This is a genomic window from Streptomyces sp. bgisy130, from assembly GCF_057708345.1.
Genome location: NZ_JBYISA010000025.1, coordinates 76,116 through 90,195 on the forward strand (window position 1 = coordinate 76,116; position 14,080 = coordinate 90,195).

Sequence of the window (14,080 nt, forward strand, 5' to 3'; positions counted from 1 at the left end):
GGAATCAGCCGACCGACGTCATCGGCCTGCCCAGGATGGCAACGATATCGGCCCGTACGGCGGCGGCCCCGCTGTGGTCCAGGAGCCGCTCCCGGATCCTGGCCGAGCGCGAGTAGTACTGGAGGGCCTGTTCCATACGACGCAGGTGGGCATTGACCCGGCCGAGGTCGTGCAGCACATACCCCTCTCCGACCACGTCGCCGCTCGCCGCGACCATGGCGAGGACCTCCAGCAGGGTCCGTTCCGCCGCCTCGTACCGCTGCTGGTACATCAGCATTTGGCCCAGCCGCCGCAGTGCGAGGGCCTGGCCCCGGTCGAAGCCGGCCGACCGGCAGATGCCGAGGGCTTCGTCGAGATAGGAACGGGTGCGTGTGAAGTCCGCGCGCCGCATCGTGATGTGTGCCATCTCGCCCAGCACGTACGCCCGGCCGATCACGTCCTGCGCCCGCACGAAGTTGCGCTCGGCGCTCTCGTAGAGGGCCAGCGCACGGTCGTCGTCACCATGGTGCCGCTCGATGCGCGCCAGGTCACGCAGGCACAGCGCCTGACCACGCACCTCACCGATCCGCTCGAAGATCTCCAGAGCGGCGCTGAGGTAAGGGCCTGCTGCCTCATGCTCGCCCCGGTACAGGTGCAGGGTTCCCAACGAGCCGAGTACCGCCGCCTGGCCCCGTTCGTTGCCGGCCTCCTGTACCGCGGTCAGCGCCACCTGATGTGTGCGCTCCCAGAGCTCGGGATAGCCACGGGCCTCGAAGAGCGTCACCAGAGTCGTGGCCAGCTCCCAGCACAGCTCGTCCAGCCCGGACCGGGCCGCCAGCTCGACCGCGTTCAACAGGTTGGTCTGCTCGCTCTCCAGCCACCCGAGCGGGTCGCGCAGGCACCGCTGCACATGCTCCTCCGGCGGATGCCACCGTTCGCCCCGGCCCGCCACGAGGGTGTACGTGCCGCCGTAGATCTCCTTGTGCGCCCGCTCCGCGAGCGCCATCCAGCCACCGACCATACGCTGCACCGCTCCGGCGCGTTCTGCCTCGGGAATCTCCGCGGGCAGCCGTTCGTGCGCGAACATCCGCACGATCTGCGACAGTCCGCAGCGGAACTCGCCGTCCTGGTCCATGGCGGTGATGTCGAGGAGTCGCCGGTCGATGAGCGGTTCCAGCAGGTCAGTGGGGTGCGGCGTGTGGTCGTCGATGAGGGCGGCACCCAGCCAGCTCGGAATCTCCGTCCCCTCGGCCAGGCTGAGCAGGCTCAACAGGCGACGGTCGGCCGCCGCCAGGTCGTCGTAGCTGAGCGAAAGACTTGCCCGTATGGACAGCTCGCCGTGTGCCAGCTCGTCCAGCCGGCGGTGCTCGTTCTCCAGCCGGTGCCACATGGAGGACAGTGACCAGTGCGGGCGCGCGGCCAGCCGCGCGCCGATGATACGCAGCGCGAGGGGCAGCCCGCCCACCAGGCGTATGAGGACCCGCGCTGCCGCCGGCTCGCTCTCCACACGGTGCTCTCCAATGATCCGCCTCAGGAGCTGGATGGCCTGTTCCGGGCCCAGCGGCTCCAGGTCGAACCGGCGGGTGCCCGGCAACGCCGTGAGCTGGCCGCGGCTGGTGACCAGCACGCCGCTGCTGCCGGTTCCGGGCAGCAGGGGCAGCACCTGCGACTCGCTCACCGCGTCGTCCAGCAACACCAGGATCCGGCGGCCGGCCAGCAGACTGCGGTACATCTCCGCGCGCTCATCCAGCGCATCGGGGATGGCCTGGCCCGGCACGCCCAGCGCGCGGAGGAACCGCCCCAACGCCTGGGCGGGGCCCACCGGTTGTCCGCCCGGCCCTCGCAGGTCGCAGTAGAGCTGGCCGTCCGGGAAGTACTCGGTGCCGAGTCGGTGCGCCACGTGCCTGGCCAACGTGCTTTTGCCGACACCAGGTCGGCCGAGCACCAGGACCACGTTCAGCTGCCCCTTGTCCTGCCCCTCGGTGACGGCGTCACAGACACTTGAAACGATCGTGTCGTCGGCCACGAAGTCGCCGATGTCGGCGGGAAGTTGCCTCGGGGGAACGACCGGGTCGGGATCGGCACTGCACTCGTGCACCGCCTCCGAGAGCGGCGCCGCCACGAGAGAACGTGGTTCGTCCGGTTCGGCCGGTTCGACGAGTGCCAGCTCGGCGTCGTCGGTCAGGATCGCCTGCGCCAGGTCGCGCAGTTCCCGTCCTGGGTCCAGGCCCAGTTCTTCGGTGAGCATCGCGCGGCCCTGGTGATAGGAATCCAGCGCCTCCGCCTGCCGGCCCGAACGGTACAACGCCACCATGAGATACCCCCGCAGCCGCTCACGCAGCGGATGGCAGGCGACAAGCTGCATCAACTCGCCCACCAGGTGCTCATGACGCCCCAGCTCCAGCAACAGCCGCATGCAGGACTCCACCGCTTCCAGGCGGCTCTCGTCCCACTGCGCCGCCGTACCGGCCAGGACTTCGCTGGAGACACCGGCCAGGCACCGCCCCCGCCACAGAGCTATCGCCGAGCGCAGCGTTTCCACCGCGGGCATCTTCAGACCGTCACGGGCCAGGACATGCGCCTCCGCAACCAGGCGACGGAAGTTGCCGACGTCGGTCGCATCCTCCGGCGCCCGCAGGATGTACCCGCGTGCGCGGGTCTCGATGGTGGCGTCAACTCCCCCGTCCGAAAGTGCCTTGCGGAGCCGGGAGATGCAGATCTGCACTTGGGCGCGTGCGGTCTTCGGCGGATCGTGCGCCCAGATGACATCCACCAGACGGGTCGTCTCCACCACCCGGTTCAGTTCGAGCACCAGCGCCCCGAGGACGACCTCTTGACGCCCCGGTGCCACGGATACGGCCCCCAGCTCGCCGCTCACCTCAAGCGGCCCGAGCACCCGGAAAGGAGGCGCTGCTACGCCGCTGCCGTCGTAACCTGACGAGACTGCCATGCATAACCTGCTTCTGTGGTATCAGCCAGGCGATGTGGTCCGGCTTGCAAAGTGGAACGGAACTCATAGCGACCTGGCCACTCAGCCGTAACCGCTGGCTGCGTCGGGTGCTGTTCGTGCCGGGTCCGGCCGTTGAAATGCGGTCCCACGACCGGATCGGCGTCCGGGTCGGCGGAGGGCTGACGGTGCTCCCCGACCCGCGGTGCCCGAAGGCGCCCAAGGAGACGGGCCGGTGGCAATCGGGCTTCTCACCGCGACGGCCAGGCCCGGGCGCTCCGTCACCCTGCCCTGGAAAAGTGGTGGCGGTACTGGCCCGGCGTGACGCCCAGGGTGCGTTTGAAGCGGCGGTGCAGGGTCTCGGCGAAGCCGAAGCCGCAGGCCCGGGCGATCGCGTCGATGGTGGTGTCCGTCGTCTCCAGCAGACCCCGGGCAGCCTCGATGCGGACGGTCTCCACGTAGGCGGCCGGGGTGAGTCCGGTCTCGGCGCGGAAGACCCGGGTGAAGTTGCGCTCACTCATACCGGCCCGTTCGGCGAGCACCCGGACGGTCAGGTCGTCGGCGAGGTGGTCGGTGACCCATGCCTGCACGTCCCGCAGCGGCTTACGCGTGGGCCGCTGCGCGGCGAGCTGGGTGCTGAACTGTGCTTGGCCGCCCGGGCGCTGGACGAACATCACCAGCATCCGCGCGACGGCCCGGGAGACCTCGGGCCCGTGGTCCTCCTCGACCATGGCGAGCGCCAGGTCCATCCCCGCCGTGATGCCGGCGGAGGTCCACACCTCCCCGTCGTGTACGAAGATCTGGTCCGGGGTGACCGTGACGTCGGGGTGCTGGTGGGCCAGCCGCTCGCAGGCCGCCCAGTGCGTCACCGCGCGCCGTCCGTCGAGCAGCCCGGCCCGCGCGAGCAGGAACGCGCCCGTACACACGGAAGCGACCCGCCGGGCCCGGCCGGCCGCCGCCCTGACCCAGCCGACAAGCTCTTCATCGTCCACCGCCTCCCGGTCGCCCGGTCCACCGACGACCACCAGCGTGTCCAGTGGCCCCTCACACTGCTGAACGCCACTGCCGGCCGCAATGTCGATCCCGTGACACGCCCGCACCGCTCCGGCCCGGCCCGCGACGATCTCCACGGCATAGCCCTCCCCCTCGGGCACCCACCGTTCCGTCTGCGCGAACACCTCGTGCGGTCCGGCCAGGTCCAGCACCTGAAACCGCGGATAGACAAGGAAGACAACGCGCCGTTGTGTCACCTGATCATCATGGCCCGCCGGGGCATTTGGCAGCAAGGACACAAACATGACGATCTCCGCCAATGGCTTGGCGCCAGGTTTAGCCTTCGGTTCGCACAGCTCTAAGCGGCGGGGTGAGTACGGCACTTGGGGGCAGGCGCCGGGCTCGGGCAGGAGCGGGGGGCCCAGGGCGCCGCGAGGGCCCAGTAGTTCGGTGCCGAGAGGCACCTCTTCGAGCATCAGACAGGCCAACACCACACAGATGAGTCGGTGTTCGCCCTCGGGACGCTTCGTCCACGCCGTCACAAGGTACGACAGCCCTAACCAGCGCCTTGGCTGACGCTGTTTCACCACGCGGGTGTGCAGCACCGCCACGGGAACCCGAGCCGACGGCCCGGCGATGCCGTCTGCCGTACCCGCGTGTGTCATCCGGATTGAGTTGAGCACCCATTCTCCTGTCTGCGACCCCGCCACTTCTGTGCAGTCAGACGCGGGCGAAGGCTGTTCACCTTCATGTGACGCTCGTGGCCGGCGCAATCGTGGAGCACCACGACACGGACCACGAGATCGGCCGGCCGGAACCACGACAGTGGGTGCGTGATGGCGGAAGCGGCATCCCGGTTCCGTCGCACAGGTACGCAACCGTGGTGGTTCTTCTCACGGTGTGGGTCAGGTCACCGATGTCCGGCGCACTCCGTCCTCGTGAGGGAGGACGCTCACGTCCACACAAGGAGGCAGAGATGTCCCGACCGGCATGTGCACTACGGGAAGCGACACGACTGCTGGCCACCGCGACCGAGCGCGCTCGTGCGGGCACCGGTCGTCTGGTCCTGCTGCGCGGTGCCACCGGCACGGGCCGCACCACGGTCCTGGAGGCCGCCGCCGAGGACGCCGCCGCCCACGGAATGCAGGTGCTGCGCGCTCGCTGTTCCGCCAGCGAGTCCGCGATCCCGTTCGCCGCAGTCCTTCAACTCTTCTGCCTCGTACCCGAGCTGGCCGACGGGGCATGGGACAGCGATGAACGGGCGACCGGCGCCGGACTGCGACGGGTGCTGCGCTCGCACGCCGAACAGTCGCCGCTGCTGATCACCGTGGACGATGTGCACCTGGCCGACCCGGCGTCCCGCCGCTGGCTGGTGGAGTCCGCCCGGCTCATCGACCGGCTGCCGATCGTCCTGGCGGTCACCGAGCGCAGCCAGTACGACATCGACCCGCCCGCACCGGGCCTCGCCCACAGCCTCTCCCCCGCCCTGGTCACCACCCACACCCTGACCCGGCTGACCGACAACTCGGCGGTGACGGCGATCCGTTCGGCCTTCCCGGACGCCGACGACTCCTGGATCGGGGACTGCGTACGGGCCGGCGCGGGCAACCCCCTGCTGCTGCGCGCCCTGCTGGACGACCTCTCCGACGGCAGTCACCCGGCCGTGCCGGACACCTCGGCGGCGCTGTACCCGGGAGCGTTCGCGGCGACCGTGCGGTGGTGGCTGGACTGCGCCGGGCCGGCTACCGCGGAGGTGGCGCGGGCGCTGGCGATCCTGGACGAGGGCTGGGACCACGGACCCGCCCCCAGCGCGGGGTTCCCCGACCTTCACCTCCCCGCACTCCTCGCCGAACTCTCCGGCGCCGACCCGGCCCGGGTCGCGGGCTGGATCACTGCCATGACCGGCCTCGGACTGCTGCGCCCCGACGGCACGGGCCGCGCCCGCTACGCCCATCCGCTGCTGCGGGACGCGGTGCTCACCGGCGTGCCCGCGGCCCGGCGGCACGCCACGCACCGGACGACCGCCGAGGCGATGCTGCACCACGGTGTCGCCAACGAGCTGGTCGCCCGTCAACTGCTGCTCACCGACGTGGTGGACGCGCCCTGGGCACTGCCGGTGCTTCAGGACGCCGCTGCACTGGCGTTGCGTGAGGGGCGCATCGAGGACGCGGTGGCTTTCCTGCGCCGCGCTCTGGACGAACCCCTCTCCGATGAGGGCAGACAACGCCTGCTGACCGAACTGGGCTCGCTGGAGTACGCGGTGCCCGGTTCCTCGGCCGCGATCCTGAGGCTCACCGAGGCGCTGCGGCTGCCGGGGTCGCCGCAGGAACGGGTGCGCGCCGCGGTGGCCCTGGGGACGGCGCTGACCGGCCGTGGCAGGACCCACGCGGGGGTCGAGGTGCTGCGTTCGCTGTTCGACGCGCTCGCCGACCGTCCCGACCTGGTGAGCATCCTGCGGCAGGCGTTTTTGCAACTGTCCGACAAGGACCAGATGGTGCGGCAGGAGGCGTACAAGCGGCTGGCCGAGATGGCCGAGCGCTCGCCGGAGTCGATCAGCTCGGCAGGTCACGCGTTCCTGGTGAAATACGCGGTCATGGCGGGTCTGAGCTCGGCGAGGGAGGCGATGCTGCGCCTGCGCGCTCTGCTGGCGGAACCGGCCGACCCGCTGTCCGAGCCGTATCTGCTGGGGACGGCCGCCACGGTCGCTCAGTGGGCCGACGAACTCGACGAGGCCGAACGGCTGGTGGAGCGCGGTCTGACCGGGCAGCGCCCCGACGTCCTGCACCCCATGCACGAGGCGCTGCTCCACACCCGTTTGGACATCATCGCGGCACGGGCCGACTACACGCGCCTCCTGGCCGACCCGCCGCCCGCCGCCACGGCCCCGACCAACGCCCATGCCCACGCGCTGACGGCACTCGTGGAGACGGGCCGCGCCGCCGAGGCCGAACGCCTGGCCGACTCCTTCGACTTGCGGACGGCGCCGGATTCCTGGGAGCTGAACCGCTTCCTGTACGCGCGCGGGGAGCTGCGTGCCGCGAAGGGTGACCTGCCGGGAGCCCTGCACGACTTCCTGGAGTGCGGGCGCCGCCAGTCGGCCCGGGAGATGTTCAGCCCGGTCGTCACCCCGTGGCGCACGGCCGCCGCCGAGTGCCATCTGGCCCTGGGCGTGACACGGGAGGCGCTCGCCCTGGCCGAGGAGGAGCTGCGCCTGGCCCGGGTGTGGAACACGCCCCGCACGGTGGGCCGGGCACTGCGGGTCCTCGGCACCGCGACCGGCGGGCACCGGGGTCTGGAACTGACTCAGGAGGCGGTAGGGCTGCTGCGTGGCGGCCCGGCAGGACCGGAGCTCGTGACGGCGCTGCTGGCCCTGGGCCGTCTGCTGACCGCGTCGGGCGAGTCGTCCCGCGCCCGCGACGTTCTGCGGGAGGCGGCCGGGCTCGCCGAACGCCTGGGGGCGATACGGCTGCGGGACCTGGCGGAGAAGGCGCTGCGGGCGGGCGGCGCGCGACGTCCGGCGACGCGGACCGGTGCCGCCTCGCTCACCGACAGCGAGCGCCGCATCGCCGAACTGGCCGCGGGGGGACGCACCAATGCGGAGATCGCGGATCTGCTGCATCTGGCCCGCCGCACCGTGGAGACCCATCTGACGCACAGCTACCGCAAGTTGGGCATCCATCGACGCAGCGCCCTGAGCACGGCCCTGACCGGGGGCGACGTGGCGTGCGGGGCTCTGGTCCGCGGGCGGGACAGGTAGGGCGAGTCGGGCGTTGCCTCACGAGCAGCGGAGACCTCCATCGGCATTTCCCAGGCTCCACGGCTATTCCGCCTTGCAATCAATGGCCAATCCCCCGCAGGTGCAACCCGGGCGACATCGCACAGTAGGCACTGTAACCGAGCGTGACGGTCGGCAAGAAGTGGCCGAGCCACCGCGCCAAGGCGCCCGGTGCGATCCTTGAATCAGTGCGTGAATCAGTGCGTGAATCAGTGCGTGAATCAGTGACTGGCACGATCTGAAAGCCCACGGGCCGGACACGTCAGGCACTGCCTCTCACAGACGACGATGTAGTGCCCATGGATACCTCCGACAGCGCAGGTGCAGCCGGCCGCAGCCCGGGGCCGAGCGGCGAGTGGTGGCATGCGAATGCGCCGCTGCTGGAGCGCATCCTCGCGCTGTCGCCGGCAGGTATGGCCGTGCTGGACCGAGAGCTGCGCTTTGTCTGGGTCAACGAGGCTTTGGAGCGCCTTGGCGGCCTTCCCCGTGATCAGCGCTTGGGCAAGCGCCTGCGGGACGCGCTGCCCCTGCTGGATCTCAGGCTGGATGTCGACGGGATCGAGTCACGTACGCGAGAGGTGCTCGAGAGCGGGCAGCCCCTGGTCGATCACCTCCTGCGAGGCGGCACGAAAGCACACCCACATCGGCCGCACGCCTTTTCGCTGTCCATCTTCCGGCTCCACGATGCCGCGGACCGGGTGCTGGGCGTGTCCCTCATGGTCCTCGACGTCACCGATCGCTGGCGGGCCCGGGAGCGGCTCGCTCTGCTGAACGAGGTCGGAGCACAGACCGGCAGCACCTTGGACGTCATGCACACCGCGCAGACCCTGGCAGCCATGCCGGGTGCGTCAACCAGCAGCACAGCACCGCGCGGGCTCTACAGCGCAGCCTGCTCCCGCGCAGCCTCACCGGCGGCAGCACTCTCGACGTCGCCTGGCGCTACTTGCCCGCCCATGCCTCCGATGGTGCGGGCGGCGACTGGTTCGACGTGATTCCCCTGTCCGGGGCCCGGGTGGCCATGGTCGTCGGAGACGTCGTGGGCCACGGGATCGACGCCGTAGCAACCATGGGACGGCTTCGCACCACCGTTCGCACCCTGGCGGACATCGGCCTCCCCCCGGACGAGTTGCTGGCCCACCTGGACGACCAGGTACTGCGCCTGATCGACGAGGAGCAGACCGCCGACCCGTCACTGACCCCCGCCGCGCTCGGCGCTACCTGTCTGTACGCCGTCTATGACCCGGCCACGCATAAGTGCACCATGTGCCGCGCCGGCCACCCGCCTGCCGCGGTCATCACCCCGGACGGCTCGGTGACCTTTCCCGACCTGCCCGCCGGGCCGCCGCTCGGCCTGGGTGCCCTGCCCTTCGAATCCGCCGAATTCGAGATCGCCGACGGCAGCGTCCTCGCCCTGTACACCGACGGCCTGGTGGAAACCCGCGACCAGGACATGGACCTGGGCCTGGCCCGGCTCCGTACCGCCCTGGCCTCCCCCGAGGCGCAGCTCGACGAACTCTGCGGAACCGTCCTCGACGCCGCGCTCTCCGGCCATCCCGACGACGACGTCGCACTGCTCCTTGCCCGCACCCACGCCCTCAACGAGGGCCAAGTGGCCACCTGGGAGCTGGCCTCCGACCCGTCGGTGGTCACGGACGCCCGCTCCCTGACCGCCGACCGCCTCACCGCCTGGGGACTGGACAGCCTGATCTTCACCTTCGAGCTGATCGTCAGCGAGCTCGTCACCAACGCCATCCGCTACGGCAACGGACACATCCGGCTGCGCCTGATCCGGCAGGACACGCTCATCTGCGAAGTCTCCGACGCCAGCAGCAGCTCACCACGCATGCGCCACGCACGGACCACCGACGAGGGCGGCCGCGGCCTCTTCCTCGTGGCCCAGCTGGCCCGCCATTGGGGTACCCGCTACACGGCCGACGGCAAGATCGTCTGGGCGGAGGAACACCTTCCGGTGACCGACGCTCAGTATCGGGCGGCCTGACCTCCTGCACGAACAGGGCCGGCCCGATGGGTCGTGTGACAGACCGACGGCCGGGCCCCGCCCCGGTCACCCGACCCGGTCATCCGGGTCGGGGCCGCACAGTGTTCGCGGGGAACGTGAACAGTCCGTCGAAAAGGACTTCAGTTGTCCGTGCCGTCGCCGGGGACCGCGTCGGCGGGGTTGGTGTGCCAGTTGGTGACGATGGGCTTGTCGACCGTGACGGAGCCGGTGGAGACGCTCGCCGGGTCCGGGTCGGAATTGCCGATGGCCGCGATGAGGGATGTGAACTCGACGCCGCCGTCGGTGTTGGTGGTCTTGGGGTTGATCCCCGCGTAGGCGGTCGTGGAGCCGCTGAGCTTGACCGCCGGGCCGACCGACTGCTCGGCGCTGCTCGCCTCGATGCCCTTGGAACCGAAGGAGACCGAGGGCAGCCCGCTGGGAATCGTGCAGGTGATGCCGGGCTTGGCGCGGGCGGACAGCAGGATGTAACCACCGGCCTGAGTCTCGGAACGCGCCGAGAACTTCAAGTCGTTGGCCCCGCAGGCCTGCCCGTAGCCCTTCTTGCCGCCGCCCGGAGCCGACTCTCCGCCCGACGAGGACGCACCGTCCTTGCCCGAAGCGCCCCCGTCAGAAGACGAACCGGCCGCCTTGCCGCTGTCGGAGCTCTCCCGGGACGCACCGCCCGACGCCTCGGCGCTGGCCTCGGCGGACGCCGCGGAGTCGCCGCCCGAGGCCGACTCGCTGCCGTCGGCCGCACCGCACGCGGTGACAGTCGCCGCGAGCACGGCACCGGCAGCGGCGGTGAGCGCGACACGTCGGATGCGGGCGGTGTAGGTGCGGTTCACAAATACTCCTTGATGCATGCAAGACAGAGAGACCAGGCCGGACGCCCGTTGGCCCCCATCGGTTGTCCCCATTCTCACGTACGCCGCTGCCGGCCCTACGCGCGGGTAACACCCGAACAGGCCGGCCAGGCAGAGGTGTTGGGGCGTCCCGTCCTTGCACGTGGAGGATTTCCGGCGGTGACCGCGTAGGAGGAAGCGTTGTAGCCGTTGGCGGCCACCTGTCCTTCGACGACCTCGTCCTCGCTGATGCCCAATTCGGCCGCGAGTTCACTGATCTTCGGGTCCCGTCCGAGCCGGCCGGAGAGCTTCTCGTTGGCCCGGGCGAGGTCGACGCGTAGTGCGGCAGCGGAATCCTGAGCGTGGACTGCGGATGCCGCAAGGCCGGAACGCATAGGTGCGCTCCCTCCCTGTGTCTTCCCCGGTCGCGAGGTCCGGTACCCGCACCCCAGTGAGGTATGCACGCCGATGGAACCTGGCCCCGCCCCTTCAGGGGCCGATTGAAGCCTGGCCCGCCCCTTTAGGGATCGACGTGGTGGCGGAGTGCGTGCGTCGCAGGTGGCAGAAAAACATGAATGCAAGGGCGTGACGGAAGGGCGTGAGGGCACACGGTGGTCGGAGGTCGATAACTATGGTTCCCCTGCTTCTCGTTCTTCTTCTCGCCCTGATCCTTTTCGGTGCCGGATTCGCACTCAGGGCACTGTGGGTCGTGGCGGTGATCGTGCTCGCCGCATGGCTGCTGGGATTCGTGCTGCGTTCGGCAGGCCCCAGCGGCAAGCGAGGCCGCTGGTACCGCTGGTGACGGCAGAAAACACCCTGCCTGAAATGCTGAATGAGACGTGGTGTTGAATCAATTATCGGCGGTGAGCGGCACCTCCGTGTCGAATTCCCATGAGAGGACGTACCGTGCTGAAGCCCCATCCGGTGATACTGCGGGACCTTGTGAAGCAGTATCAGGAAATCCGTGCCCGAGAATCGAAGCGGAGTTCCTTCGAGACCCGGTGGCAATTGGCGGACCTCTCCTACACGCTCTGCGTCTCCACCGGCACCCGGACCGTCGAAGCGGCTCTGGCCTTCGCGGCTGGGCAGCTCGACGCGGACCTGGCGGAGGCGGCCCACGGCCGGCCCCTCCCGGCGTCCCTCCAGCTCGCGAGCTGAAGGATCACGGAAGAGACGGAAGGCAGCGCGGCGCGGATTACCACCTGGCGCCCCGCCCACCGGGCCGCACATCTCAGGCCGTCCTTCCTGCCCGCGCGAACTCGGAGACGAACGAGGCGCAGAAAGCCTTCAGGTCGGCCGGCTTCCGGCTGGTGATCAGCGTGTTGTTGCCTGCCGTACAGACCTGGACCTGCTCATCCACCCACGTGCCCCCGGCGTTGCGGATATCGGTCCGAAGACTCGGCCACGAGGTGAGGGCGCGCCCGCGTACGACGTCAGCCTCGACCAGCGTCCACGGGGCGTGGCAGATGGCCGCCACCGGCCTACCCCGGTCGAAGAAGCGCTTGACGAAGGCGACCGCCCCCTCGTGCATCCGCAGCGCATCGGGGTTGGCGACGCCGCCGGGGAGGACCAGACCGCCGTAATCCGCCACGTCGACCGTGTCCACGGTGTGGTCCACCGGGAAGGTGTCGGCCTTGTCCAGATGGTGGAATGCCTGGATCCGGCCCGAGCGGGTGGAGACCAGATGGGGAATGTCCCCGGAGTCGAGAACCGCCTGCCACGGCTCGGTCAGTTCGGCCTGCTCCACACCTTCGGGCGCTACCAGGAAAGCAATCTGCATGAGGTGTCGTTCCCTTCTCTCCGGTGCAGAGCATGCGTATCTCTGCGGTGCTGAACATGCGTGCTCGCCGGCCGTCAGCGGAGACGTGGCGAGAACCGAGCTGACGCCAAGACGGGTTCCCGGCAGCCGGGGACACTCATGCCCGCCCCGTCGCAATCACTCCGGATGCGCCCCGGACGAGACGAAGGCGATACGCGCCCTACGGAGCCAGGACGCGGGTGAGGGCGAGTGCGGAGGCCAGGCCGCCGCCGAGTACAACGGCCGAGGCGCCGATGACGGGGGCTCGTAGGGTCCACGCGCGCAGTTTTGGTGAGTTGGTGGCGCGGGTCAGTAGCGCGTCGCGTCCCCGGAGCACGACGAGGCCGACGCCGGTCAGGGTCACGGCCATTCCGAGTCCGAACGCCGCCACCATCAGCGCCGCGGCGCCCACCCGGCCCGTGAGCAGCCCGCTGAGGAGGACGAGGAACGCTGAGGGAGAGGGGAGCAGTCCGCCGGACGTGCCGAGGAGTGCGATGCCGCGCCAGGTGAGGAGGGAGGTGCCGGGGAGGGAGGGGTGGGAATGGGAGTGGCTGTGGCCGCGCCCATGGTGATGCCCATGTCCGTGCGCATGAGTGTCGTGGCCGTGGCCGTGGCCCTGCGTATGACTTCGATGGCTCAGATGGCGTCGTAGCAGCGCGAGACCGACCGCGAGCACGACCAGGGCGGCTATCAGTTGTAGCCAGCCGGTCAGTTCTGCGATGTCCGGGGCGTTGTCGGCGGCGAGCCACCATGCGACGGCGAGTGCGGCGACGGATGCGGTGTGCATCACGGCGACGATGACGCCCAGCCAGACCGCGTCCCGGGCCCTCCCCCGGCCGCCTACGAGGAAGCCGGCTGCGAGGGTTTTCCCGTGTCCGGGGGCGCAGGCGTGGAAGGCTCCCACGGCCGCCGCGACGAGGAGTGCCAGGGGCAGTACGACGCGGTGTGCGAGCAGTCCGGAGAGGTCTGTCGTCCAGACGCTGAACGGCCCCTGCGGCCCGGCCGCCGCACCCGAGGTGCCGCTGCTGCCGCTGCTGCCACTGCCGGACGGGGCCAGCGTCAGCGTATGGGTCGGCTCTTCGGCCGTGTGCAGACCGCCGCTGCCCGACGGTGTGACCGAGATGGTGCGGTATTTCGGGTCGACGTCGTTGAGTGCGGTGATGGTCACGGCGAGCGTGGTCACCGGTCGGGGGCAGAGGTAGCGGAGGCGGGCGCCGTCTTTGACGAGGTGCGCCGTATCTGCGTGGCGCAGCGGACAGGGCCGGCCGGCCTGGCTCAGCCGGATGTGCGTACCGAGGTATCGCGCTTCGGACTCGTCGGCAGCGTGGGCTTCCTTGCGGAGTACGGCCAGATCGTCCTTCGCGGCCGACCAGATGACCTCGGCCGTCGTGCCGTGGGCCTTTACCCGGGCAGCGGGAGGCGCGCCAAAGGGGTGTGCGTCCGCCGTGCCCGCTAGACCGAGCAGCGCCAGCGTCGTGAGTATGCCGACGAGGAGGAGGCGGGCCGCCTTGGGACAGGCGTGGCTGAGGGTGTGCACAGTGGTGTTCCGATCACGAGTGCCCTGCGGGTGCCTCCCTTGTCCCGGGAGGCACCCGCAGGGCGGGAGAGAGGTACCGGTCGGCCGGCGGATGCGGCGCCCGCCGCCGGTCAGACGCCAGTCAGACGCCGCCGGTCACGCACCGGCCGTCCGCCGGTCACACACCGGCCGAGCGCCCGTCAGGCACCTACCGAGCGCCCGTCAGGCACC

The 14,080-nt window shown here is 70.2% G+C and carries 9 protein-coding genes and 2 pseudogenes; 4 read left to right on the top strand and 7 right to left on the bottom strand.

The genetic code is table 11. The annotated features are described in order from the left end of the window. Window positions 1–4 precede the first annotated feature (4 nt). The 3 genes and pseudogenes from AC3EUV_RS27200 to AC3EUV_RS27210 form a co-directional block, all read right to left on the bottom strand. Complete coding sequence (locus AC3EUV_RS27200; RefSeq protein ID WP_435604103.1) at window positions 5–2,929, bottom strand: AfsR/SARP family transcriptional regulator; 2,925 nt, start codon at window positions 2,927–2,929, stop codon at window positions 5–7. A gap of 278 nt (window positions 2,930–3,207) precedes the next feature. Then, the gene (locus AC3EUV_RS27205) at window positions 3,208–4,176 is read right to left on the bottom strand and encodes a GlxA family transcriptional regulator (RefSeq protein WP_432143708.1); all 969 of its coding nucleotides are present in this window, start codon (window positions 4,174–4,176) and stop codon (window positions 3,208–3,210) included. Between the two features lie 222 nt (window positions 4,177–4,398). Then, window positions 4,399–4,584, bottom strand: a pseudogene (locus tag AC3EUV_RS27210) (Pvc16 family protein); the annotation flags it as partial. Between the two features lie 311 nt (window positions 4,585–4,895). On the opposite strand from AC3EUV_RS27210, the gene AC3EUV_RS27215 reads away from it, so the two are divergent. Then, window positions 4,896–7,676, top strand: coding sequence for an AAA family ATPase (locus AC3EUV_RS27215; protein ID WP_435604104.1), 2,781 nt, complete (start codon window positions 4,896–4,898; stop codon window positions 7,674–7,676). A 395-nt stretch (window positions 7,677–8,071) separates the two neighbouring features. Continuing rightward, a pseudogene (locus tag AC3EUV_RS27220) lies at window positions 8,072–9,693 on the top strand (ATP-binding SpoIIE family protein phosphatase); the annotation flags it as partial. A gap of 140 nt (window positions 9,694–9,833) precedes the next feature. Here the strand turns inward: AC3EUV_RS27220 and AC3EUV_RS27225 are convergent. After that, on the bottom strand, window positions 9,834–10,538 hold the full coding sequence (locus tag AC3EUV_RS27225; protein WP_432143668.1) for a DUF4232 domain-containing protein: 705 nt from the start codon (window positions 10,536–10,538) through the stop codon (window positions 9,834–9,836). A gap of 95 nt (window positions 10,539–10,633) precedes the next feature. Continuing rightward, on the bottom strand, window positions 10,634–10,930 hold the full coding sequence (locus AC3EUV_RS27230) for a sigma-70 domain-containing protein (protein WP_432143669.1): 297 nt from the start codon (window positions 10,928–10,930) through the stop codon (window positions 10,634–10,636). 236 nt (window positions 10,931–11,166) lie between these two features. Here AC3EUV_RS27230 and AC3EUV_RS27235 point away from each other — a divergent pair, with 236 nt between their 5' ends. Both AC3EUV_RS27235 and AC3EUV_RS27240 read left to right on the top strand, forming a co-directional pair. Beyond that, window positions 11,167–11,337 carry a hydrophobic protein gene (locus AC3EUV_RS27235; protein WP_435604105.1) on the top strand — a complete coding sequence of 57 codons (171 nt, stop codon included), beginning with the start codon at window positions 11,167–11,169 and terminating at the stop codon, window positions 11,335–11,337. 104 nt (window positions 11,338–11,441) lie between these two features. Further along, window positions 11,442–11,693, top strand: coding sequence for a DUF5133 domain-containing protein (locus tag AC3EUV_RS27240; protein ID WP_435604106.1), 252 nt, complete (start codon window positions 11,442–11,444; stop codon window positions 11,691–11,693). A gap of 73 nt (window positions 11,694–11,766) precedes the next feature. On the opposite strand, the gene AC3EUV_RS27245 is transcribed toward AC3EUV_RS27240, so the two are convergent. Next, window positions 11,767–12,315, bottom strand: a complete 549-nt coding sequence (locus AC3EUV_RS27245; protein ID WP_435604107.1) for a type 1 glutamine amidotransferase domain-containing protein — start codon at window positions 12,313–12,315, stop codon at window positions 11,767–11,769. A 199-nt stretch (window positions 12,316–12,514) separates the two neighbouring features. Further along, entirely contained in the window at window positions 12,515–13,870 is a 1,356-nt protein-coding gene (locus AC3EUV_RS27250) for a hypothetical protein (RefSeq protein WP_435604108.1), read from the bottom strand. Window positions 13,871–14,080 lie beyond the last annotated feature (210 nt).

Bases quoted from the DNA above. Each gene is read 5' to 3' on its own strand.
- AC3EUV_RS27245 (WP_435604107.1), bottom strand. From the start codon at position 12,315: ATGCAGATTGCTTTCCTGGTAGCGCCCGAAGGTGTGGAGCAGGCCGAA.
- AC3EUV_RS27200 (WP_435604103.1), bottom strand. From the start codon at position 2,929: ATGGCAGTCTCGTCAGGTTACGACGGCAGCGGCGTAGCAGCGCCTCCT.
- AC3EUV_RS27235 (WP_435604105.1), top strand. From the start codon at position 11,167: ATGGTTCCCCTGCTTCTCGTTCTTCTTCTCGCCCTGATCCTTTTCGGT.
- AC3EUV_RS27230 (WP_432143669.1), bottom strand. From the start codon at position 10,930: ATGCGTTCCGGCCTTGCGGCATCCGCAGTCCACGCTCAGGATTCCGCT.
- AC3EUV_RS27215 (WP_435604104.1), top strand. From the start codon at position 4,896: ATGTCCCGACCGGCATGTGCACTACGGGAAGCGACACGACTGCTGGCC.